Origin of the sequence: Paenibacillus amylolyticus (genome assembly GCF_001570725.1) — a bacterium.
Lineage (GTDB): Bacteria > Bacillota > Bacilli > Paenibacillales > Paenibacillaceae > Paenibacillus > Paenibacillus amylolyticus_A.
Genome location: NZ_BCNV01000003.1, coordinates 23,604 through 45,943, shown reverse-complemented (window position 1 = coordinate 45,943; position 22,340 = coordinate 23,604). Strand labels below are relative to the sequence as shown.

17 protein-coding genes are annotated in these 22,340 nt (G+C 46.8%); 3 read left to right on the top strand and 14 right to left on the bottom strand.

The window, feature by feature from the left end; translation table 11 throughout:
- Nucleotides 1-412 precede the first annotated feature (412 nt).
- Complete coding sequence (locus tag PAHA3_RS18510) at nucleotides 413-625, top strand: hypothetical protein (RefSeq protein ID WP_062836228.1); 213 nt, start codon at nucleotides 413-415, stop codon at nucleotides 623-625.
- 156 nt (nucleotides 626-781) lie between these two features.
- On the opposite strand, the gene PAHA3_RS18505 is transcribed toward PAHA3_RS18510, so the two are convergent.
- The 3 genes from PAHA3_RS18505 to PAHA3_RS18495 form a co-directional block, all read right to left on the bottom strand.
- Nucleotides 782-1,567, bottom strand: coding sequence for a DODA-type extradiol aromatic ring-opening family dioxygenase (locus PAHA3_RS18505; protein ID WP_062836227.1), 786 nt, complete (start codon nucleotides 1,565-1,567; stop codon nucleotides 782-784).
- A gap of 103 nt (nucleotides 1,568-1,670) precedes the next feature.
- Nucleotides 1,671-2,501: an alpha/beta hydrolase gene (locus PAHA3_RS18500; protein WP_062836226.1), complete on the bottom strand. Its 831-nt coding sequence runs from the start codon at nucleotides 2,499-2,501 to the stop codon at nucleotides 1,671-1,673.
- Nucleotides 2,502-2,757: 256 nt separating this feature from the next.
- Nucleotides 2,758-2,991: a hypothetical protein gene (locus PAHA3_RS18495; protein ID WP_062836225.1), complete on the bottom strand. Its 234-nt coding sequence runs from the start codon at nucleotides 2,989-2,991 to the stop codon at nucleotides 2,758-2,760.
- A gap of 411 nt (nucleotides 2,992-3,402) precedes the next feature.
- Between PAHA3_RS18495 and PAHA3_RS18490 the strand changes: the two genes are divergently transcribed.
- The gene (locus PAHA3_RS18490; RefSeq protein WP_062836224.1) at nucleotides 3,403-4,215 is read left to right on the top strand and encodes a DUF1129 family protein; all 813 of its coding nucleotides are present in this window, start codon (nucleotides 3,403-3,405) and stop codon (nucleotides 4,213-4,215) included.
- A 40-nt stretch (nucleotides 4,216-4,255) separates the two neighbouring features.
- Here the strand turns inward: PAHA3_RS18490 and PAHA3_RS18485 are convergent, their stop codons facing one another.
- On the bottom strand, nucleotides 4,256-5,137 hold the full coding sequence (locus tag PAHA3_RS18485; protein ID WP_062836223.1) for an AraC family transcriptional regulator: 882 nt from the start codon (nucleotides 5,135-5,137) through the stop codon (nucleotides 4,256-4,258).
- Nucleotides 5,138-5,399: 262 nt separating this feature from the next.
- Nucleotides 5,400-8,501, bottom strand: coding sequence for a copper amine oxidase N-terminal domain-containing protein (locus tag PAHA3_RS18480; RefSeq protein ID WP_167350914.1), 3,102 nt, complete (start codon nucleotides 8,499-8,501; stop codon nucleotides 5,400-5,402).
- Between the two features lie 318 nt (nucleotides 8,502-8,819).
- Here PAHA3_RS18480 and PAHA3_RS18475 point away from each other — a divergent pair, with 318 nt between their 5' ends.
- Nucleotides 8,820-9,788 (top strand): hypothetical protein, encoded by a 969-nt coding sequence (locus PAHA3_RS18475; protein ID WP_062836222.1) that lies wholly within the window; start codon nucleotides 8,820-8,822, stop codon nucleotides 9,786-9,788.
- A 155-nt stretch (nucleotides 9,789-9,943) separates the two neighbouring features.
- Here the strand turns inward: PAHA3_RS18475 and PAHA3_RS18470 are convergent, their stop codons facing one another.
- The 9 genes from PAHA3_RS18470 to purD all read right to left on the bottom strand — a co-directional run bounded on the left by PAHA3_RS18470 (nucleotide 9,944) and on the right by purD (nucleotide 22,258).
- On the bottom strand, nucleotides 9,944-10,546 hold the full coding sequence (locus tag PAHA3_RS18470; RefSeq protein WP_235599501.1) for a GNAT family N-acetyltransferase: 603 nt from the start codon (nucleotides 10,544-10,546) through the stop codon (nucleotides 9,944-9,946).
- A complete protein-coding gene (ilvA, locus tag PAHA3_RS18465) occupies nucleotides 10,546-11,838 on the bottom strand; it encodes a threonine ammonia-lyase IlvA (RefSeq protein ID WP_062836221.1) in 1,293 nt (430 codons plus the stop codon). The genes PAHA3_RS18470 and ilvA overlap by 1 nt, the downstream gene beginning before the upstream one ends.
- 63 nt (nucleotides 11,839-11,901) lie before the next feature.
- Entirely contained in the window at nucleotides 11,902-12,792 is an 891-nt protein-coding gene (locus tag PAHA3_RS18460) for an alpha/beta fold hydrolase (protein ID WP_062836220.1), read from the bottom strand.
- Nucleotides 12,793-13,151: 359 nt separating this feature from the next.
- On the bottom strand, nucleotides 13,152-15,443 hold the full coding sequence (locus PAHA3_RS18455; protein ID WP_062836219.1) for a beta-glucosidase family protein: 2,292 nt from the start codon (nucleotides 15,441-15,443) through the stop codon (nucleotides 13,152-13,154).
- A 216-nt stretch (nucleotides 15,444-15,659) separates the two neighbouring features.
- Nucleotides 15,660-16,265, bottom strand: coding sequence for an alpha/beta hydrolase (locus tag PAHA3_RS18450; RefSeq protein WP_062836330.1), 606 nt, complete (start codon nucleotides 16,263-16,265; stop codon nucleotides 15,660-15,662).
- 14 nt (nucleotides 16,266-16,279) lie between these two features.
- Nucleotides 16,280-17,230, bottom strand: a complete 951-nt coding sequence (locus PAHA3_RS18445; RefSeq protein WP_062836218.1) for a ring-cleaving dioxygenase — start codon at nucleotides 17,228-17,230, stop codon at nucleotides 16,280-16,282.
- 396 nt (nucleotides 17,231-17,626) lie between these two features.
- Nucleotides 17,627-18,709 (bottom strand): hemolysin family protein, encoded by a 1,083-nt coding sequence (locus tag PAHA3_RS18440; RefSeq protein WP_062836217.1) that lies wholly within the window; start codon nucleotides 18,707-18,709, stop codon nucleotides 17,627-17,629.
- Nucleotides 18,710-18,937: 228 nt separating this feature from the next.
- On the bottom strand, nucleotides 18,938-20,275 hold the full coding sequence (locus PAHA3_RS18435; protein ID WP_062836216.1) for a hemolysin family protein: 1,338 nt from the start codon (nucleotides 20,273-20,275) through the stop codon (nucleotides 18,938-18,940).
- 717 nt (nucleotides 20,276-20,992) lie between these two features.
- Nucleotides 20,993-22,258: a phosphoribosylamine--glycine ligase gene (gene purD / locus PAHA3_RS18430; protein WP_062836215.1), complete on the bottom strand. Its 1,266-nt coding sequence runs from the start codon at nucleotides 22,256-22,258 to the stop codon at nucleotides 20,993-20,995.
- Between the last annotated feature and the right edge of the window lie 82 nt (nucleotides 22,259-22,340).

The window sequence follows — 22,340 nt, the reverse complement described above, 5'->3', positions numbered from 1 at the left end:
CATTTGTTCCTCATGCTAAATGTAGCTCCGCCAAGCAGTAAAATGATGTATGTACTCTGATGCCTAGCGACCTGAAGCAAAAACTTCTCGCTCCTCTGTTGCATGGTTCTGATGAGCTTGCATTTTCAGAACAGCCTACCATCCCCGTCAGCATGCGATTTTTCCGTAGCGTATAACATGATTACGCTTAGTTTACTTTATAGATCAGGAAAATAATATAGCAAATCTTTAGCTATCCAGACTTTATTTTTTTGCACATTTTTACATTTTCAATGATATAAATCACAAATATAACTCTAATTTTCCAAAGCGTTACAACGCAAGCTGCTCATATCCAGCTGCATATACTTGCTCACCTGTAGAATCCCATATTATGATGGTATAAAGTCCAACAGAACAAAGGAGTATCTCTATGCCTACGCAGCGCCGTCTCGAAACTGACGCCGATTTCCAGGAAGCCATGACCTCAAAACATAAAATTCGGGTATTCAAAGATAACCATCAGATTGACTCTGGAGGTATTATCATCCGATTTGATGAGAAAACCGTTGTTGTTCAGTCCAGTGTCAGTGAACTCGCCTATCACTCACGTACTGAATGTGAGTTGTTCGAAATTCGCAAATAGTCTTATAAGTTAGGCTAAAGGCTGTACTTTATATATTTCAACGCTGTGATACCCTGAACACAAAAAAAAAGGTTCCACGCCGTCAACTAACTGACTGTAGGAACCTTTTTGCTTATTTATATTCATAGGTCTAGTCTTGTTCTTGTCTGTTCCAAGTTACACGCCGTCTCCAAACTGCCAGCAGTTCAAACTGAGCGTTCCGTAAGGATAAGACTGGAATAGACGCTTCGCTGATCGGGACATGTCCGCTGTCCCCATAGCGTAGAACAAAGGCGCCAGGTGTTCTGTACCATAAGACGGAACTGCCGTGCGTGCGTGAGGGGCTTTTTTCTCATATTGAAACAGCTCTCTCGTGTTCCACTGCTCCAAGCGCTCCCCGATCCAATTATCAAATTCCACTGCCCACTCTTGCGGCTCATCCGTATTGCCCAGCAATCGCAAATTGTGAACCGTTCCACCGCTGCCAATGATCAGCACATCATCATGACGCAGCTGTTCCAGCATCCGACCAATATCATACTGTTCCTGCGGCGTACGCAGCGAGTCTACAGATACGGCGATCACGGGGATGTTAGCCTCGGGGTACATATGTAGCAGCGGTACCCATACGCCATGATCCAGGCCCCGACCTCGAATCGGCTGATGCGCCAGATTGCTACGAGTGAACAAAGCACATATCTCATTCGCTAGATCTGGCTGCCCAGATGCAGGGTATTCCATGGTATACATCGTAGAGGGAAATCCGTAAAAATCATGCAAGGTCTGATGTGTATCATCCATCGTCACGGACGGTTCGGGACAATCCCAATGCGCCGTAAATACGACAATGGCTTTCGGAGCCGGCAGCCTGTCTCCAAGCTGGTTCAGAAAATGAGTGTAGTCATTGCTCTCCACCGCCAGAGCGGGAGAACCATGCGCAATGAAAAGTGCGGGTAATGTCATTGCTGCCAACCTCCAGACACGGATAGAATGCTTACTCCTCTATTTTACCCCTAAGAAGGCGCTTTTCCAAGCTGACATCCCCAAACAGTTGCAATCCTGCCATTTATATCATCCAGTGCTGCCAATCCTGTTCGATCTTCTGGCGTTCACCCAGCCACTCTCTGGTACGCGTAATCAGCTGTTCCCGCTCTTTACCTGAAGAGAAGGTGTGATCGCCCTGGAAGATGATCTCCTTGTCGCAACGGCCTTCCTGGCGCATCCAAAATACCTTTTGATACAGGAATGCGTAGTCTACAGGGATAATCTCATCTGACGTGCCGTGCACGACGAGAACATCGCCATTAAACTTAACTGCTTCCTGGAATGGCTGTTGTTCAGCGAGTGACTCGAAGAAGGTTGGTGTGAATTTGTATCCGAGATAGTCAGCCGCCCCCAGTTTCACGCCTTCATCGTATACTTCCCGCCCCGTAATCTTCACAATATCATTGAATGGATAACCTACAGAGGACCACATAACCAGATTCTTGACACGTTTGTCGCGCACAGCAGTTAGTAATGCAACCGCACCACCCAGACTATGACCAATTAGTGTAACGCGCGTAGGATCTACATCACTGCAATTAACCGCGTAATCCAGCACCGAGCGGGTCTGTAGCACCATCGACTCCAGTCCCTCTGCTCCATACTCACCACTGCTCTCTCCGCAACCGATGTAATCGAAGCGCAGTACCAGATAACCGTCTTCGGCAAGCTCCCGTGCAGTCTTTACAAACAGACGATCCACGCCGATCCGGCTACCAACGAAGCCGTGGCAGATAACGGCCAGAGGTACTCGCTGCTGACTCTTCTCCTCCTTGATATCTTTCACAACCGGATAATGAATCGTGGCTGTTAATTCTTCCTGTCCATGACGGATACTGATCTGACGTTCCATGCCGATTTCCCCTTTCCATACGAAGCCTGTCGATGTTCTATTTATTAAATATATATAATCCGATAAGTTTAGTGTGTATTAAGATGATAGTAATATATTATCATCCCGCAACCTGCAAGTCAACGTAAGCAAGAACCCTTTATAACTCTACTGCCAGTCTACATTTTATCGGTAGATGAGCGCAAAAAAATGAGCCAAGCTGGTTACAGCTGGCCCGGATATTTTCTGAACTTCAAACGGCTTGGGTCAAGGATCGCTATTCGTAGCTTCTACGGAACATCTCGTGGGTCTCCACCCGTCCATTCCATTCATGTTCATGAGCGGAATCACAGTTATCCCAGAAACTTCTTCCCCTCAGATTGCCATCTGTCAGCTCTTCTGCATACTCCGTATCCTCCAGGTTCTCCTCAAAGGATACAACCTCGTCCACCACTCCACGGGAGTTGCTGTTCATTAGCAGCTTCCGCGTCAAATCTGTTTGTTTATCCATAACAAGCACACTCCAATCTCGGATTTCTGTTGGAAATGCTACTATTGTGATGGAATCGACTGCTCTTTATGCATACTTCACACAATCGTTAGAACTGGGAGATGTGAGGGTATTTTTTTACATGAATCGGGAAAAATAAACCAACAATTATAGGCAGCATGTGCCTCGGAATCCTTCTGCCGAAAGGAATGAATTCATGGGACATCTACTGGAATGGATTCAACATCACGGAAAACTGGTGCTGTTATGCACCTGTGTCATACTGGCCTGTGTATGGATATGGGTCCATCATGAGCAGCTTTTTTATAAGGAATGACTTTGCGAAACGAGAGCCCTTCCCGTATACTAAAATACCGTCAGGGTCTTCATATATTGGGAGATCAGAACGTGTGTAGACAGGGGGAGCAATCATTGGGGATTTCCTACAAGAAGCTTAAAGAAATACAGAATCGGCAAATAACCGAGATGAGTCGGATGACACCCGAAAATGTAAAACTGTATGACCAGATCAGCACAATAGCGCGCCATGCGCCAGCTGACGAGAGAACACAGGAAGAGTGGATTCTCTCCGCAGGAAGAGCGATCGTGCAGGCTCAGAAGGATAATAAGCCCGCTCGCGAGCTATATGGACCTGATCTGGAGCAAGACATCCTTGCACAGCTCGGGGTAACAAATACAGCACCGGAGAAGACGGATGCCGTTGAGGTGGGTAAATCCGATCCAACCCGTGCTACAAGTCCATCCCCTTCAGCGAAAAAGAAAGCCAACGTTGCAGAACCTCAGCCAACTGAGAATCCAGAGCCAGTGAAACGGACACCGAAGTGGTATGCCATGATCGCTTGGGCGGCTTTGTCTTTCGTCATGTTAATTCAGGGGTGTGCCGGATTGTTTGTGGGTTGGACTGGCGGAGATACGGAACCGTTCCAACACATTAGTCTTTTCTCTCTAATCGTTGCGGCAGTTGGCGGAATTGCTCTGGTTGAGATGCTTCGCCGCCTTGCAGAGCGACCGGATGATGAAGGAGCGGACAAGAACACCGTACCTAGGGTTAACCTTAAGGGAATCATCATCTATATCGTAATCGTGGTACTCGTGCTGTTTGTGGGGTATCCATTGCGTGATAAGCTTCCGGTATTTGCACTGGCTCCGTGGGTGAGCGCGGCGATCGGAGTTATTGGACTTGCAACGTTACGTCCTTTCTTTGGAACAAAGAAAACAGGATAACAAGATACATGGACGATTAAGGGGCCTTTTGGGTCCCTTTTTATATTTGGAGTTGATTGCGATGTTTGATCCCCTTGCCTGGCGTCTCTCCAAATTCCCGCTTGTACATCCGGATGAAATAGTTCACTTCCATGCCTACGGTCTCTGCTGCCTCCCTTACACTGGCTCTTGGATGCTTATCCAGCCATTCCGAAGCCTTCTGCAAACGTAATCGCTGCATATATTGATGCCCTGTGACATCATAATGCTGATGAAATAACCGATTGAGATGCTGCACCGAGTAACCCACCGCGTCAGCTACATGCTTCAATAACAGATCGTCCTGATAATGTGTATGCATCAATGCTACTGCTCGGATGAGTGCATCTTTGCCCGGATCAGACTCTCGATTAGAGTATGTTATAGTCTCGCCCTGCGCCGTAGATGATCCAATACCTACGCTAACAACATCAGAGGGATTTTTAGATTGCGCTATATCCAGAATGAGTTGGTAGATCAGCGTTGATGTGTTCCACATCTCCGTTGCTCCTTGATCCAGCGCGTGCCAGAGATTGGTCATTCGTGACCAGATGATTTCAAAACCGGAGATATGGCACGGCTCGATCTGAAGCAAACCCGTGGATTGTAGTACCGATTTAGCTGATGCACCGCCAATACCGATGTAGCCCAGTTCACCGCTTGTTTTGGAATGCGGCACATACTCATGCGCCACTCCGGGTTCCACGATGAATAATTGCCCGGCTCCCATGGTCCATGTTCCTTTTCCCGGAATCCTGAACTGCCCTTCACCGCGTGACAAAAACAACTGATACACCGGAAATCCATCCGGTCTATGCAGACCTTTCTCTTCCTGCGTGCCCACACAATACAGATATAGCGGCAACCGGGAATCCGGCAGACCCGTCAAACGAAATGCAAGCATTCCATCATTCCTTTCGGCTCATAGGCTTCTATCTTATTCCTTCCATTATCCATCGGGTTGTTCTATTCCAGCAATGGTCTAAGGAACCTTTTTGGCGACAAGATTTTCATAAAGCAGGTGAGGTGATTACGCTAGGAAAAAGGAAAACTCCCTTTCCGTATGGAAGGGGAGTCTCCTATGCAATAAAATTACTATATAACAATATTTATAACTCTGTAACTGTATAAATTCTCTGCTTTAAACCAAATATTGAGTTTAAGTCTCAGGGCTGGGCTAGATCCAGCTTAACTGTACCCGATGGAGCAGAAAGGGCATGAGTGTGCGTTGTTGTATTACTGGCAACTGACAGAATATATGCTTTATATTCGCCTCCGGCCACGATGTTAGCTCCAGTTGAATCTCTTGTATCCAGAGTCAAGTTAACTTCACCTGCGGAGAGTTCCCCAGCATTAATAGCTCTATAATTACCGTTTGAGCTTGCTGAGGAAAGGTCTAAACTGTCTGATCCCTTGACAATAAACAGTCGATACTCACCTATCCCCGTTTCAATCACTGGCTTAGTAAATAACACCTTGTAACTTGCATCTGTTACTGAACTTGTATTTCTTAGATCCATATTGGTTACTGCTTGAACCCCAGTAACTTGTGCAAAGATATTAAACTCATTGGAAGCAGCAGATAAATTGGAAGCACGTGATGTACTGTCTGAAACGGACAAGACAAACACGCTGTATTTCTGTCCCGCTACAAGGACACTACCATTAATATCTCGATGTCCACTATTTAGTACTACCGGGCTGCCTGCATTGTTCTTATTGATTTCAACAAAGGAATTAATTCCAAGAGCAGAACTTGTATTAAATCCACTCACTTGGTTAGCAGGTACAATCAAGATACGGTAATTGGAGATATTGGTCTCGCTAGTTGCCTTATTGAAGGTTATTGTTACATCCGAAGGCGTTCCAGACTGTCCTTGATCTTTGACTTTTACATTCACATTGCTCGCCGCCGCTACAGCTGCATTTGAAGTCAATGTGATTATACCAGAGGCTGACGATATTGCATTCGCTAAAGACGCGTTATTATTCACAGCCATCACATACACTCGATAGCCCATATCGTTACGAATCAAGTCACCATCCACTGTTCTCGAACCATTAGATAAGGTAATTGTCTGATTATTACCCGTTCTACTTACATACGTATAATTCGCACTATTTACTGCATTCGCAGAGCTTAGAGTGAAGCTTCCTGCATTTGCATTTTTCACTACAAACATCCGATAATGATTCACATTTGTCTCATCTGCGGATTTGGTGAACGTCACACGGAGATCACGTCCATCTCCATTATCACCGATGTCCGTTGCAGCCACACTGCTCGGAGCGGTTACCGCTGCGTTTGCCGACAATGTAATCAATGAAGAGTAAGAAGACAATGCGTTCTGACTGGAGTTTCCGCTATTACTTAACGATAGAACAAATACACGATAAGAAACGCCATTGGTGATCCGATTTCCATTCGTATCAACCGCACTGGACGGAAGTGTAACTGACAGGTTACCACCCGTTTTGTTCACCTGCGTGTAGTTGTTCGACGCATTAGCTGCGCTCAGCGTGAAGCTGCCCACATTAGCGGAACGAACGACATATACTCGATATGCAGAGATTCTGGATTCATCCGCAGCTTTGTTGAAAGAAACACGCAGATCACGCCCATCAGCATAGTCACTGATATCCGCAACAGCCAGGTTGCTAATCACTCCCGCGTTACCGTTCGTTGTCAGTCTCAGCACAGTGGAGGAAGCAGACAGCGCATTGGTGTATCCATTTTGCTGATTGCCAACAGCCATCACGAAGATGCGATAATCTTGCAGATTCGTTACGTTATAGCCACTTGTGTCCTTCATGGATGAAGGCAAAGTCGTTGTAATGTTGTTGCCTGTTTTGTTCACCGTATAGTACAGACTGGAGGACAGGTTACTTGCTGTCGCCAAATTGAAGCTGCTGGCAACCGAGTTACGTACCACGAAGACACGGTAGTTCGCCACCTTGGACTCATCCGATGAACGGTTGAAACTCACTTGAATATCACGACCATCCCCATAATCCGAGTTATCTCTAACCTGTGTAATTACTGGAGACGTTGCTGTGTTCACGGACAGCGTAAGTGAAGATGATGCTGCAGACAACTTGCTGTCTGTTGTTGCTTCATTCGTACTTACCGACAGGATGTAGACAACATACGCTGTGTTACTTTTAATCAATTCGCCTGACGTATCCCGTGTTGAAGAAGTCAGCTGGCTCTTGACCGCAGCAGTGTTGCCTTTGTAAATGATCGTGGAGTTTGCACTGGACACCTTGTTCGCTGCAGCCAGATTGAATGCGGAAGAGTCCTTCGCTTTGACTACAAAAGCACGATAATACGTAATGTTCGATGTCGTGCTTGGTTGCGTGAAGTTAATCTCCAGATCACGTCCATCGCCATAGTCGCTAATATCTGTGGCGCGCAAGCCTGTAACCGCCTGTACTGTGGATTTCACATTATTGAGCTTCAACGTTTGGGAAGACCACTTCAATGCATTCTTATAATTATTGTTGCTGTTTCCAACAGTCAGTACATACAGGCGATACGTTTCATTGCTATTGAGTAAGTCCCCATTCACGTCACGTGTCTGTGCATTGAGCGTCAGTTTCGGGTTGCTATTATTTGGTGTTACGGATGTATAGTTTGCAGAAGGTACAGCAGATGCTGACGACTCCGTGAAGCTATTCACATCACGAGTTTTCACCAACATAATCCGGTACGCAGACACTGCACTCTCTGAAGTTGGACGTGTGAAGCTCACCGTCAGGTCACGACCATCTCCGTTACTTCCGGATACCGAACCATAGATGTTCCATGCAGCATATTGTGTCTCATCCACTGGAGGCGTTGCCGTTGTCTTGATATCTACACGTTGATTACGCGAATTCCAGAACACTTTCTCTCCAAAAGCTTCGCTGACAAAACGAATGGGAACCATCGTGTTGCCCTTGATCGTGTTCGCAGGTACATCCAGTGAGATCGCTTCCCCGTTGATGTATGCCGTTTTGGAACCGAGTGTCAACGTAACTTCCTGATCGTCGCGAGTTGCAACAATCGTTTTGGTTCTGTTGGTGTACTGTACCTTCGCATCCAATCCTTCAAAAATCGACCGAAGTGGAACCAGTACGCGTCCACCTTTCATGACAGGTGCCTGAGCAGATGATAACTCTGCATCATTAATATATATACTGATTCTCGCAGCTGCATCCATAACCGACGTTGGAAGTGCGGACATCAGCATAGCTGATACAGCCAGCGCTGACATGACCTTCTTCACTTGTTTTCCTCCCGCTTTCCTCATATCCCATATCCCCATTCTCGCAATTAGTTAACATCGAAATAGTTTTCGCTGTTCATTTCATTTAATTCCTGTATTTACCTATGCACAACTAAGACGTTCCGATCAGCTTAAAAGTTTCCAGTTGTACAAAAAATATTTTCGCAGAAATATTCCTCTATCTTCCACCCTCCAAAAGTTAAAAATAACAGAAGAATTTGTCACCATTCCGCAACCACATCCTGCACCAATTGGGTTAATGTATAGTGACTAGTGAACAACGCCTATCATTTTCTTAACTACGGGAGGTTCATATCTATGACATCATCGTTCCAATCTGCCAAACGTAAAGGCATGCGCACCTTCATTACAGCTACGGCCATCGTCATGCTGCTCCAAACGACCGTAGCTCCATTATCTGGAGTCGCTGCTGCCGCATCTTCCAGTACAGATACCAAAGTCACGACTGCCAGTTCAACAACCATATATAAAACATTTCAGTCCATGCTCTACAAAAAGAACGGCTTACCTGCCGCGGATACTTATCTCGAATCTCATATCAATCAAGTCACCACTCATCATGCAACTCTGATGGTCTTACAACTGGAAAATGCCCGCAACAAGGCGTTAACAGCCATGACGGACCGTCTCCTTGTGCCTAATGTTCAAGACAAGATGATCAAAGCCTACAAGTGGAATGATAGCTTCACCCAACTGATGAGCCGCACCAACGACGCCAGTCTGCGTGCACTGCTCCAGCAAGCACGGGATAGCGGTTATCGCTTGGTCATGCTGGAAGGTTCTCTTTATCCAATCATGAACTATATGGCTTTTCAGAAATATATCTCGTACATGAAACCAGACATCAAACAATACATCAATATCATGGCAGTCGAAACCAGTAACCTTGCCGCAGATGATGGTGCACTGGTCATTGGCTATCAGGAAATACTCAATCGCGCTATGAATCAGGAACGATTCCTAAACGAATATCCGAAGTCCAATCGGGTAAAACAAGTGAACAACCTGATAAATAACTATACCTTATATACGTTTTATGGCCTGAATAATACGCCTCTATTTGACTATGAAACGAATAAAATGACTACCAATGCCCAGAAAGGTTACAAAGCTGTCTTACAACGCAACTCATCCGAAGATAGCGCCTTCCTAACCAAACTCCAGAAGTTCATGGATATCGTCACCGACGCCAAATTCGAGAAAACGACTGCTGTCGAGAAATGGTTGGAGCAGAACATCCCGGTCAGCGATTATGCAAATTTTTGAGTTAATCCGTTCCCCTGGTTAATATTCGGGCCAAGCCAAAACTCGGCTCAATTCCAACATATCACCACGACAAAAACCGCTACAGGATTCCCCCTGTGGCGGTTTCTTCTTGTTTCTATAGTCAAAAAACTGTCTTAACCCGTCAGCTCCCTGCTCTATTGAATCGGTTTGACCATATGATCATACTCATGTCCTGCGATGACAATCACATCGTCTTTGACATATCCCTGCCGTTCGTACAACATTAACGCACGGCCGTTGTCCCGTTCTACAATCAGGGATACCTGCGAGTGACCCAGATCTCTGCCCTGCTCCTCAAAAGCAGCCATCAGTGCCCGGCCGATGCCCTGCCCCTGATAAGCTTCACTTACCGAGAGAGTATCCAGATAATACTCACCCGGACGGGTTTCTTTGACCAAAGTATACTTCTCATCCTGATTTCGTCCAGGACGATTCAGAATCGGCTGATCCAGAAGATCCGCTTCACCGCCATCATAGGCTACTAGAATCCCTGCGATTATCCCATCTTGCTCCATCACTGTCACATGACGATAGCTAATCCGGTTGTCTTCCTGTACATAGAGCTCCTGCAAAATCTGCATCGCCTTCTCATGATCCGCCTCACCCGCAAGCGCATATGCAATATCCCCTATCGCCTGAACCAGTAACGGAATGACCTGATCTGCATCTTCTATACGCGCAGGTCTGATCAGAGGGGATGTTTCTTGGTGATCTGATTGCATACTGAAATGATTCATCAGATTAACATGTTGAACAGATTGAGATTTTTGTTCAGCTCGGTATAGGCGATACCTTTGCGGTTCATACGTTCAATGAGCGGTTGGTAATCTTCCTTGTACATCAGCTCGATGCCCACTAAGGCAGGGCCATTTTCCTTATCATGCTTTTTCGTATATTCAAACCGGGTGATATCATCATTCTTCCCTAGAACTTCCTCCAGGAATTCACGTAAAGCTCCTGCACGCTGCGGGAAATTAACCATGAAATAATACTTCAGACCTTCATAGATGAGGGAACGTTCCTTGATCTCCTGCATCCGGTCGATGTCATTGTTCCCACCGCTAATAACGCAGACCACCGTCTTGCCCACAATTTGTTCACGATACTGCTCAAGCGCCGCAACAGCCAAGGAACCGGCAGGCTCGACAACAATCGCATTTTCATTATATAGCTCCAGAATGGTTGTGCAGGCTTTGCCTTCTGGCACTTTCACAATGTCATCCAGTGCACTGCTGCAGATCTCAAAGGTCAGATCACCAACCCGTTTCACCGCTGCGCCATCCACGAATTTATCAATATCATCCAGCGTAACAACCTGTTTACGGAACATCGCCTCACTCATGGAAGCTGCCCCAAGTGGCTCAACACCGATGATGCGTGTCTCCGGACTCACGGTCTTCATATAGGTTCCCACGCCGGCTGCCAACCCACCGCCACCAATCGTAACGAACACATAGTCGGCATTCTCATCGAGACTTTCCATAATTTCCATCGCTACCGTACCATTACCTGCAATAATCTTCGGTTGATCAAAAGGATGGATGAACGTCATACCCTGTTCGTCACATGCACGCATTGCTTCTGCGTATGCATCGTCATACGTATCCCCGATCAGCACTACTTCAACGTTGCTGCCGCCAAAGCGTCGCACCTGCTTCACCTTCTGGTTTGGCGTTGTACTCGGCATAAAGATTTTGCCGTTAATTCCGAGCGCATTACAGCTAAAAGCAACACCCTGAGCATGGTTGCCCGCACTTGCACAGACAATGCCCTTCTCCATCTCGGCTGGTGTCAGACTGCGAATCATATTATAGGCACCCCGAATTTTGAACGAACGCACCACTTGAAGGTCTTCCCTTTTCAGATACACATTACAGTTATATTTGGCCGACAATACAGCATCCCGCTGTAACGGCGTTCTTACAATGACCTCACGCAGCACATGATGTGCGCGCACGATATCTTCCATGCCAACACTGGCACGACCGGGACTTGTGGTTCCCGTTGGTTCTTGTTCAACTGGTTTCATGTTGTCTCCACACTCCGCTTTTATGGTCTAGCAATGTCGCGCACTGCTTTTCTTTGTATTGTATCACTTTTGTTCTGTTCTTGCGCCTGAGCTCACATCATTTATCATTCGTACAATTTCATCAATAATAACCTGTGGGTCTGTATACATAACCATATGACCCGATTGATCCGCCCCAATCCATCTCGCATTGGACAGCTGGCTCACCGTCTGACGATGCGCCGTGATGAGGGCAGGTCTGATTTTCCCCTCTCCCTTGCCCGGGTTCGTACCCGAGATCACGCTGACTTCCAGATCACCCAGAGCCGGAGGATGTTTCAGCAGCGCTGCCATGTCATTCAGGAATGTTTTGCCTTCCGCAAGCATCGTGCTGGCCGCCCTTACAGTGAAATCCTCCTTGAGGTGATCCGCTGCCACATCGTCAGGCTGAACACTTCCAGCTTTGCTTCCAAGCATCTTATATAAGCCAGTCCGCGCCATGATTGGAATAATGAAACCATTGATGGCAAAGCTCTTTTTAGTAAGCTTGGAGAAATACATTTCGCAATGCTCGTCTGATGGATCTACCAGAATAATGCCTCGTAATCGAGATAGATGTGCAGCCGCCGCTGCCCGTACAATCGGACCTCCCCAGCTATGTCCAACCAGAATGAATGGACCTGGACCCAAAGCTGTCAGCAGTTCCCCAAGATCCCCTGCAATGCGTTGAAGGCTGCGGGGAGCCGAGTCAATATCGCTTCGCCCCGCCCCTGCCCTGTCATACACGACAGTACGTGCATGCTCAGCAATGGCTGGTGCTACCAGTCCCCAGTTGGATCTGGAGGCACCCATACCGGATTCAAATACAACCGTAAGTTCCCCTGTTCCCCTGGACATATAATGTAGTTTGCGACCATCGCGGGTCTGAACAAACGCACTTGAACCAAACGTATGAGAGCTAGGGTTAGGATTCATATTCCCCTCCTGATTACAAGCATAGTCATCTTTCACCGAATCTAATTGAAAATGATTATCAATTACTTCATTATAGAATAATCTATGCTATACGACAACCATATTGCTTCATCAAGTTACAGCAGTCCTGCACCTCTGTCACGTTGCAAGGATCATCCCCTATCCCACCGTTCCGTTAACCCTTCTTTTTCCTTGTGCAAAAAGAAAACCCGATCCAAGATCGGATCGGGTAACTGTCCCAGCCACTATGCGGCTGGCCCTCATATGCACATTCTTGTTGCTTCGTGCGCAGTTCCTGCACGGATTAAACAATCGTTGAATCCAAGGATGGACAAATCTCGGTTTAAGGGTACCGACCCTTATCCTCGAATACCATGATCCTTGTTGTTCAACTGCTCCAGCAGCTCATTCATCGCTTCTTCCGTCATGGCCCCACCGCTAAACGCAACAAGTGCACGCAGCGGCATATATTTCATCATCGCATCCATCATATCCGCGTGATCCCCGGCATCATCACCGCCAAATCCACTGGCCTCCTGGAATTGCTGCAAAGCCTGTTCCAGCAGCTGTTTATGGGCCGGATCACGTTGGATATCCCCCAATGTACTATTACGCGTGTAGGTTGGAAGGAATGTCGCTGTAGACTCTACGTTCACACGTGTGTGAACATGAATGTCCCGTGAGGAACTGCCTACCTGAATCTCGAACTCTCCGGTCTCCACATGCCAGTCCTTCATATCCACGTTGTAATAGGCGAATGAACGCTTGTTTAGTGTAAAGCTCACCACTTCGGATTCTCCAGGTTCCAGAGCCACTTTGGCAAAAGCTTTCAGTTCTTTGAGCGGACGAATAACTGTGCTCTCTACATCGCTGACATACAACTGCACAATTTCCTTGCCTGCTCGGTCTCCGGTATTGGTAACCCGAACATGCACATTCACTTCATCCTGATCGGTCAGTTCTGTGCGATCTACCTTCAGGTCAGCATATTCAAATGTCGTGTAACTCAGTCCATAGCCAAACGGGAACAGTGGCTCCAGCTCTTTTTTATCATAATAGCGATAACCAACAAAGATACCCTCCCGGTAATCGACACGATCCCCTTCACCAGGGAAATTCAAATAAGATGGATTATGGCTGAGCTTGGCAGGGAACGTCTCCGCCAGTTTACCGGACGGATTCACCTCTCCATACAACAGATCTGCGATCGCTCCACCAACGGCCTGTCCACCAAGATAAGCTTCGAGCACAGCTTGTACTTGAGGTAGCCAAGGCATCTCCACTGGAGATCCGTTGCTTAGTACAACGACGATACGTGATTGAACCTTAGCAATCTCTTCAATTAACCGAATATGATTGTCAGGTAGACGCAGATGGGCACGATCATACCCTTCGGATTCATAACGATCCGGCAATCCAACGAACACCACGGCGGTATCCGCTGACTGTGCGGCCTGAACAGCCTCATGCATTAACGTTTCATCCACATCATCCGCTTCAATCCGATAACCCGGAGCATAGGAGAAGGTTACACCTTCGCCAGCCACCTGTGTCATTTCTTCCACAATATCATCCACTTTGGTCGGATTAATGTGGGAACTGCCTCCGCCCTGGAAGCGTGGTTTACGCGCAAATGCTCCGATTAACGCCACTTCGCCTTCACGGCCCAGAGGCAGGAGACCTTCTTCATTTTTCAACAAAACCATACTCTCGGCTGCTACCTTGCGCGCAAGTTGGTGATGCTCATCCTTGTTATATGTAGCCCCTTCTTGCTTTTGATCAACGGCATTGAAGATCAGCTTAAGTAGACGCTCCACTGCCCGATCCAACTTGTCCAGCGGCAGTTGTCCGCTCTCTACGGCATCGATCACTTTACGCTCACCGATTCCACCGCTTGTTGGCATCTCCAGTTCCAGTCCTGCTGCAAGAGCGTCTGCACGTTCATTGACCGCACCCCAGTCTGATACCACAAGACCTTCGTGACCCCATTCGTCTTTCAAGATATCCGTAAGCAACCATTCATTCTCACCTGCATACGTACCATTCACCTTGTTGTAGGAACACATCACCGTCCACGGCTGTCCATCCTTCACCGCACCTTCGAAGCTCGCCAGATAAATCTCGCGCAACGTCCGTTCATCTACCACCGCATCAATCGACATGCGTCGCTCTTCCTGATTATTGACTGCAAAGTGTTTGAGAGACGTACCCACACCCTGACTCTGCACACCTTGAATATGACCTGTAGCCATCTGCGTAGATAACAACGGATCTTCGGAAAAGTATTCAAAATTACGCCCGCCCAGTGGGGAACGTTTAATGTTCACACCCGGCCCAAGCAGTACCGCTACATCCTCGGCCTGACATTCCTCACCCAAAGCAACCCCGACCTGACGCGCCAGCTCCTTGTCCCATGAACTAGCCAATCCTGCCGCAGATGGGAAACAGGTTGCAGGCACGCTCGACGTTAGGCCCAGATGATCTGCACTCCCATCCTGCTTGCGTAGCCCATGAGGTCCGTCCGTCACCATGATGGATGGAATGCCAAGACGCTCCACCCCTTTCAGATGCCAAAAGTCCAGTCCCGAGCACATACCCGCTTTTTCTTCCAGTGTCATCCGCTGTACCAGTTCCTTGATGTTACGTTCCACATTAACCCCTCCAGTTCATGATGTTGATGCATAGCTATATCACTAAGCATACAAGGTTATCTACCACACATTCAAATGTTTACCCGGTTAGTAACGGTTACATAACACTAGTCAATCATTTCCTCTTCCTGACCATGACTAAATAAAAAGAAAAAACAGCCCGATCTTCACGATCAGGCTGTCTTCACCTGTTTCATAACCGTCTATCCACACAAATTACGCCTGTGTCTTATACCAAGATGCCGCGGCTTCTGCCTCAGTACGAGTCAACTGGTGACCCTGACGCTCCCAATGAGTGTTTACATCGGCACCTGCACCGCTGAGCAGCGAAGCAAGTTCCTCCGTTTCACGTCTGGGTACAATCGGATCATTCTCGCCCGCACCAATGAACACAGGTAGACCTGTCAGATCTGGCAATTCCAGTCCGCGCAGCGGTACCATCGGATGATGCAGAATTGCACCTTTGAATACATCCGCTTGATGGAAAATCAGGCTTGCTGCAATGTTGGCACCGTTAGAATAGCCCAGTGCATACACGTTCGAACGATCGAAGCCATATTCCACCGCAGCTGCATCTACGAAAGATCCCAACTCCGCCGTACGAGCGATCAGATCTTCTTCGTCAAAAATGCCTTCGGCCAGACGACGGAAGAAACGGGGCATCCCGTTCTCCGATACGTTCCCCCGCACCCCAAGAATGCCAGCTCCTGGTGCGATCATCTCCGCCAGACCGATCAGATCGTTCTCGGTTCCGCCTGTACCGTGAAGCAACAGGATTGTTGGCGCATCCGGCTGAGCACCTGCTTTATAGATGTGTTTCATTGTATTGGTTGTGGTCATGATTTGGACTCCCCTTTCCATTCACGTACTTCAATTCGTGGCAACAATTGTTCAATCTGCTCACGCTGTGGTTCATACCATTCAGGCAACATCAGTTTCTCGCCCATGCTCTCTGCTGGTTCATCCCGTGCAAATCCCGGAGGATCCGTAGCCAATTCGAACAGTATGCCTCCCGGCTCCCGGAAATACACAGCGTTGAAGTATTGACGGTCAATGACTGGCGTTGGATGATATCCGGATTGTTCAAGATCCTGCTGAATTTGTTCGTGCTCTACATAATCTTTTGCACGCCATGCAATATGGTGAACCGTTCCGGCTCCGCCAATCCCGCGTTGGATGCCTGTAGACTGAATATCGATGATCTGACCGATATCGCCGCTTGCCTGAAGACGAAGGAGTCCGTCCTCTTCGCCAACCTGCTCCAGACCCAGTTTGCTCACCAATACGTCCATGGTTTTCTCAGGAACATGACTGAACAATACGGCACCGCCGAATCCTTTGATGGCATGCTCTGGTGTTACACCGTTGAATGACCATTTGCTTGGCTGACCCCCTTCGCGCTCAACCAGTTCAAGCAGCAGACCACCTTTGTCGAAGAAACGAATGTACTGCTCACCGAATCTCGTTTTATTTTCATATGGAATATCGAAGGAAGCAAGACGTTCTTTCCAGAATGGCAGGCTGCCCACAGGAACTGCATATACGGTAACTCCAGTCTGACCTGAACCAATGACACCTCTTCTTGAATTCTGCTGTGGGAAAAAGGTGATAATTGTGCCCGGTGCACCCTGCTCGTTTCCGTAATACAAGTGATACACGTCTGGTGCATCAAAGTTAATGGTTTTTTTCACCAGTCTGAGCGCCAACACACCTGCGTAAAAATCAACGTTTTTCTGCGCATCGTCAACAAAAGCTGTAATATGATGAATTCCTGAAGTTCTGAACATAATCTCCACTCCCTTGGTTTATTTACACAGGCACTACGATGACAGAATAACCTTCCAATCGCTGTTATCCCCAGATTTTTTTGATTTCTTTTCCTAAGGGAAAATCCGGGGATAAAGGCGAACGCTTCGCTTTTTCAGGTTTTTTCTGTCCTCTTCGTTACGTGTAAGTTATTATTTCGACTTATTTAGCTTCTTTTATTTATTTCGTTTTTGTTATTTATCTTTAAATTAAGATTCTTTAAATTTATATTAATCCATTGCAAAGCAATATGCAAGCATTTATTTCAAAATTAAGATTTCACAACAAAAAACAGGCCCCGATCACATCGGGAGCCTGCTCGTTAAAACGATTACGTCGCTTCGCTAATCCTGTCTTACCTTTGTACCAATGCTTCTTTAAACCAATTTCATTCTTTTTGGCGGATTCACCAAATCTTTGTGCTCGTATTCATCCTTGATATCGCCCACAATCTCTTCAAGGATATCCTCCATTGTAACCATACCTACCGTAGCACCTGCTTCGTTTTTCACGGTTGCAATGTGTACACGGCTTTGCTGCATCTGAATCAACACGTCTTTGATTGGAGAACGCTCGGAGAAACTCGGCGTATTATGAACAAATGTCTCCATATTGAAGGCGCGGCCCGCAGCCACACTTGTCAGCATTTCTTTCGTGTTGATGAAACCAACAAAATGATCCTGATCCCCATTTGCAATAACAGGGTATCTCGTGTATTCGTGTCGATTCAGCATCTCAATGATCTGATCAAGCGGCATTTCTTTATTCAGCGTAACAATTTTATCTCGTGGAATCATAATCTCCTGAAGCAGACGCTCATCAAAAGCAAAAATATTTTTGAGATAGTCCAGTTCCGTCTGGTTGATCTCACCACTCTCATAGCTCTGTGCCATAATCAGCTTCAGCTCTTCTTCCGAGTGAACGGTATCATGCCCGGCAGGTTTTACACCAAATATGCCAAGCAACAGACGCGCAGCTCCATTCAATGCATAGATGAACGGATTCATGATTTTACCGAACCAGTACAGTGGTGGTGCCAGCAACAGCGTCATTCTCTCTGCAAACTGAATCGCCAGTGTTTTCGGTGCCAATTCACCGATAACCACGTGCAGGAACGTAATGATCGCCAGAGCAATACCGTAGGAAAGCACAGTAGACAACGCCGCCGGCACTTCCATGCGCTCAAACAACGGGTGTAACATTTTCTCAACGGTAGGTTCACCCAAGGCTCCCAATACCAGCGCCGTGATGGTAATACCCAATTGACATGCAGACAGATAATAATCCAAGTTGTGCGCCACTTTTTTGGCGAGTACTGCCTTTTTGTTGCCTTCCGAGATCAATTGATCGATTCGGGACATCCGTACTTTAAGAATTGCAAATTCAGCTCCAACGAAAAAGGCTGTCAGGCCGATAAATACGGCTACTAAAAATAAATTCAAGGCTATTATTCCGTCCAATGATTTCCCTCAGGTTGAGGGATTCACCTCCAAGTAAAATTTATATTAAGGTTGCACAGACCACTCCGATGACAGAATAACCTTCCGACCGCTGTTATCCCCAGATTTTTTAATTCCTTATATAAAAGGGGAAATCCGGGGATAAAGGCGGACGCTTCGCTTCTTCAGTCTATTCTGTCCTCTCCGTTATCGCAAAAACATTTAAATTTTAAAAAAATTTCCGCAACATCACGCCAGATCGCTAGTCGCTTCCTCAACCTGCGCGCCGTTTACCCGCTCCAGAAGAACTTGTTTGATGTGATAGTTCTCGGTATCCACAACGGTCCAGACATAATCGCCGTGTTCTACCGTATCGCCTTTTTCCACACCTACACCCTTCTGGTACTGAATCCATCCGGCCACGGTATCCATCTCTTCATTACCTTCAAAGATAAGTCCGAACTGCCGCTCCACTTCATCCAAAAGTACCCGGCCATTAATGAGATATTGATTCTCTCCCGTCTCCTGGATATCGGCCACCTCATCGGCATCGAATTCATCGCGAATCTCACCGACCAGCTCCTCCAGGATATCCTCCATCGTAATGATTCCCGAGGTACCGCCGTATTCATCCACGACCACGGCCATGTGTACACGTTCCTGCTGCATTTTAATCATCGCATCCTGGATAGATGTAACTTCGGACACGAATGGGATCTCACGAACGAACTCGCTTAGTTGATACGATCTTGCGGCTACCATGTCAGGCAAAATCTTTTTCACATTCACAACGCCAATAATGCGGTCCTTGTCCCCATCCTCAATGACAGGGTAACGTGAATAATTATGTTCATCCAATATAGGAATAATATCGTCATAGGTCATATCCTGATTTAATGTCACCAGTTCTGTACGTGGTACCATAATGTCTTTGGCATCACGTTCGTCGAACACAAATACATTTTCCAGATATGAAAGCTTGGTCTTGTTATTCTCGTCACCTTCATAACTCTGGTTCATGATGATTTTAATCTCGTCCTCCGAGTAGGCTTGATCATGTTTGGCAGGCTTTACACCGAATCCTCGCAGAAGAACACGTGAGGTTCCATTAAGCGCCCAGATGAAAGGATACATGATTTTACCAAACCAATACAGGGATGGGGAGAGCATCAACGTCAGTTTTTCTGAAAACTGAATCGCCAGCGTTTTGGGTGCCATCTCACCAATAACCACGTGCAAGAACGTAACGAGGATAAAGGCGATTGCATAGGAAGCAATCGACGAGATTGAAGGTGATACGTTCAGGTAATCGAATACCGGGTATAACAATCTCTCAACCGTCGGTTTTCCGAGCGCTCCCAGTCCTAGTGCAGTGACCGTAATACCGAGCTGACAGGCTGACAGATAATAATCCAGGTCTGAGACAACTTTTTTGGCGAGTACAGCCTTTTTATTGCCTTCAGCGACCAGTTGATCCACTCTTGATGTACGAATTTTGACTACAGCAAACTCCGATGCTACGAAAAATGCAGTCAATGCAATCAAGATAATAAGTAAAGCGATATTCAATATGGTAATTATGTCCAATGATTTCCCCGGTTCTCAGGGATTCACCTCCAGAGATAGTTACAGTGTGATCCGTTAACTAGGTTAACCATTCATCAACTGTTATTCTTTCAACACGACGTCTGCCTTATATAAAATCGATTTCAATGATATCTTTTGTATAAGTCTTACGTTTGACCTTGTAAAATTACAAAACAGGAATTCAAGATGAAGTCAATGACTTGCAGAAACTTCTTCATTCAAATCGGGTTACCCCTCATGCTGTCAATTGTTCCTCGCTCAACTCCACCTAGATTCGCCATTTGGACAATTTACAATATCGCCTACCCAATAGATATCCACCTCCCCTCATACTCATTCCTGTTTCCGAAAAGTATACCATGTTTCCCGCTCAACCATCCAGTTGCACGTTATGGTTTGGAACAAGGTTACAGTATAATGTTCACAAATTAGTCTTTATGTATGTTACGTACTTTCTATAATATGATGGTTATTACCTCATAATGTGATAATCTTCACATGTTTAGTATAGTCCAATTTATAAAAATACTACCCTTTAGTTTAGGGCGTTAAACATGCGTGATCATCCTGATCTACTCCTAGTTTGCGTCTTTCCCATGGCTTTCTCGTATGGACAAGTTCGGCCGTTTACACAAGATACATCTATATACGCAGTAAAGAGCCCGCAGGATGCAAATACCTTTCCGGTATACATCATTACGGGCTCTTGTATTCATTCTATACGAGTGCTTTGGCAGCAATGTCTGTCCGCTGATGTTTACCATCAAATCGGATACGCTCCGCCTGTGCATAGGCTTTGTTTCTGGCTTCGGCAATATCTACACCAAGGCCAACTACGCCCAGGATTCGTCCACCATTCGTAACCCAGTCTCCTGCTTCACTGCGTGCTGTACCTGCGTGGAATACTACGGCACCATCTACTTGGTCCAATCCTTCAATGACTACACCCTTGGCATAAGGACCCGGATAACCTCCTGAAGCGAGCACTACACATACTGCGGCTTCATCGCTCCATTCAATCTCAATGTCAGCCAGTTTGCCATGAACAGTTGCCCAGAAGATATCGAACAAGTCACTCTTCAGACGTGGCAGTACAACCTGTGTTTCCGGATCACCAAAACGTGCATTGAACTCAATGGTTTTGGGTTTGCCATCCGGCGAGATCATCAGCCCGGCAAACAATACTCCCTGGAACGGACGTCCCTCGGACACCATTGCTTTGGCCGTTGGTTTGATGATCGTCTCCACGGCTTCTTCAATAATGGATGCAGGGATATGTGGCAATGGTGAGTATGTACCCATACCGCCTGTGTTTGGCCCCTGATCATTGTCGAATACAGGTTTGTGATCCTGTGCTGCGGCCATCGGACGAACCGTCTCTCCATCGACAAAGGCCAGAATGGACATTTCCTGCCCTGCGAGGAATTCCTCGATGATGACTTTGGCTCCCGCTTCACCAAATACCTTCTCCACCATGATACTGCGAAGTGCCTGATCAGCCTCTTCACGCGAATAAGCTACCGTCACACCTTTGCCCGCTGCCAGTCCATCTGCCTTGATAACAACCGGAATTGCTTGTTCATTCAGGTATGCTTGAGCCTGTTCGTAACTATTGAATTTCTCATAGGCTGCGGTTGGAATATTGTATTTGTGCAGCAGATCCTTCATGAACGTTTTACTTCCTTCGATCTCTGCTGCATTGCGACGAGGTCCGAATACCGGAATACCTGTCGAATCAAATGCATCCACGATCCCATCCGCGAGCGGATCATCCGGACCAATAACCACTAAACCCACTTTAAGCTCTACAGCAAGAGCTGTTAGTTTATCGAATTCATTTACCGCAATGGCATGACACTCAGCCAGCTGAGCAATACCTGCATTTCCCGGTGCACAGTGAATCTTGTCTACCTTTGGACTCTTTGCCAGCGCCCAGATGATTGCATGTTCCCGGCCACCGCCGCCTACTACCAGAATATCCATTCGTTCTGTTCCCCTCCGTACATAACTGAATTTGTTACGCTACTGCGTGTCAAAAACCTAAAAAAGGGGGGGTGTACCATAA

What these genes read in the sequence shown, in the direction of transcription:
- PAHA3_RS18460 (WP_062836220.1), bottom strand. Translation starts at nt 12,792, where the DNA reads ATGAATCCTAACCCTAGCTCTCATACGTTTGGTTCAAGTGCGTTTGTT.
- PAHA3_RS18495 (WP_062836225.1), bottom strand. Translation starts at nt 2,991, where the DNA reads ATGGATAAACAAACAGATTTGACGCGGAAGCTGCTAATGAACAGCAAC.
- ilvA (WP_062836221.1), bottom strand. Translation starts at nt 11,838, where the DNA reads ATGAAACCAGTTGAACAAGAACCAACGGGAACCACAAGTCCCGGTCGT.
- PAHA3_RS18470 (WP_235599501.1), bottom strand. Translation starts at nt 10,546, where the DNA reads ATGAATCATTTCAGTATGCAATCAGATCACCAAGAAACATCCCCTCTG.
- PAHA3_RS18485 (WP_062836223.1), bottom strand. Translation starts at nt 5,137, where the DNA reads ATGCTTGCATTTCGTTTGACGGGTCTGCCGGATTCCCGGTTGCCGCTA.
- PAHA3_RS18450 (WP_062836330.1), bottom strand. Translation starts at nt 16,265, where the DNA reads ATGAAACACATCTATAAAGCAGGTGCTCAGCCGGATGCGCCAACAATC.
- PAHA3_RS18475 (WP_062836222.1), top strand. Translation starts at nt 8,820, where the DNA reads ATGACATCATCGTTCCAATCTGCCAAACGTAAAGGCATGCGCACCTTC.
- PAHA3_RS18445 (WP_062836218.1), bottom strand. Translation starts at nt 17,230, where the DNA reads ATGTTCAGAACTTCAGGAATTCATCATATTACAGCTTTTGTTGACGAT.
- purD (WP_062836215.1), bottom strand. Translation starts at nt 22,258, where the DNA reads ATGGATATTCTGGTAGTAGGCGGCGGTGGCCGGGAACATGCAATCATC.
- PAHA3_RS18500 (WP_062836226.1), bottom strand. Translation starts at nt 2,501, where the DNA reads ATGGAACGTCAGATCAGTATCCGTCATGGACAGGAAGAATTAACAGCC.
- PAHA3_RS18505 (WP_062836227.1), bottom strand. Translation starts at nt 1,567, where the DNA reads ATGACATTACCCGCACTTTTCATTGCGCATGGTTCTCCCGCTCTGGCG.
- PAHA3_RS18510 (WP_062836228.1), top strand. Translation starts at nt 413, where the DNA reads ATGCCTACGCAGCGCCGTCTCGAAACTGACGCCGATTTCCAGGAAGCC.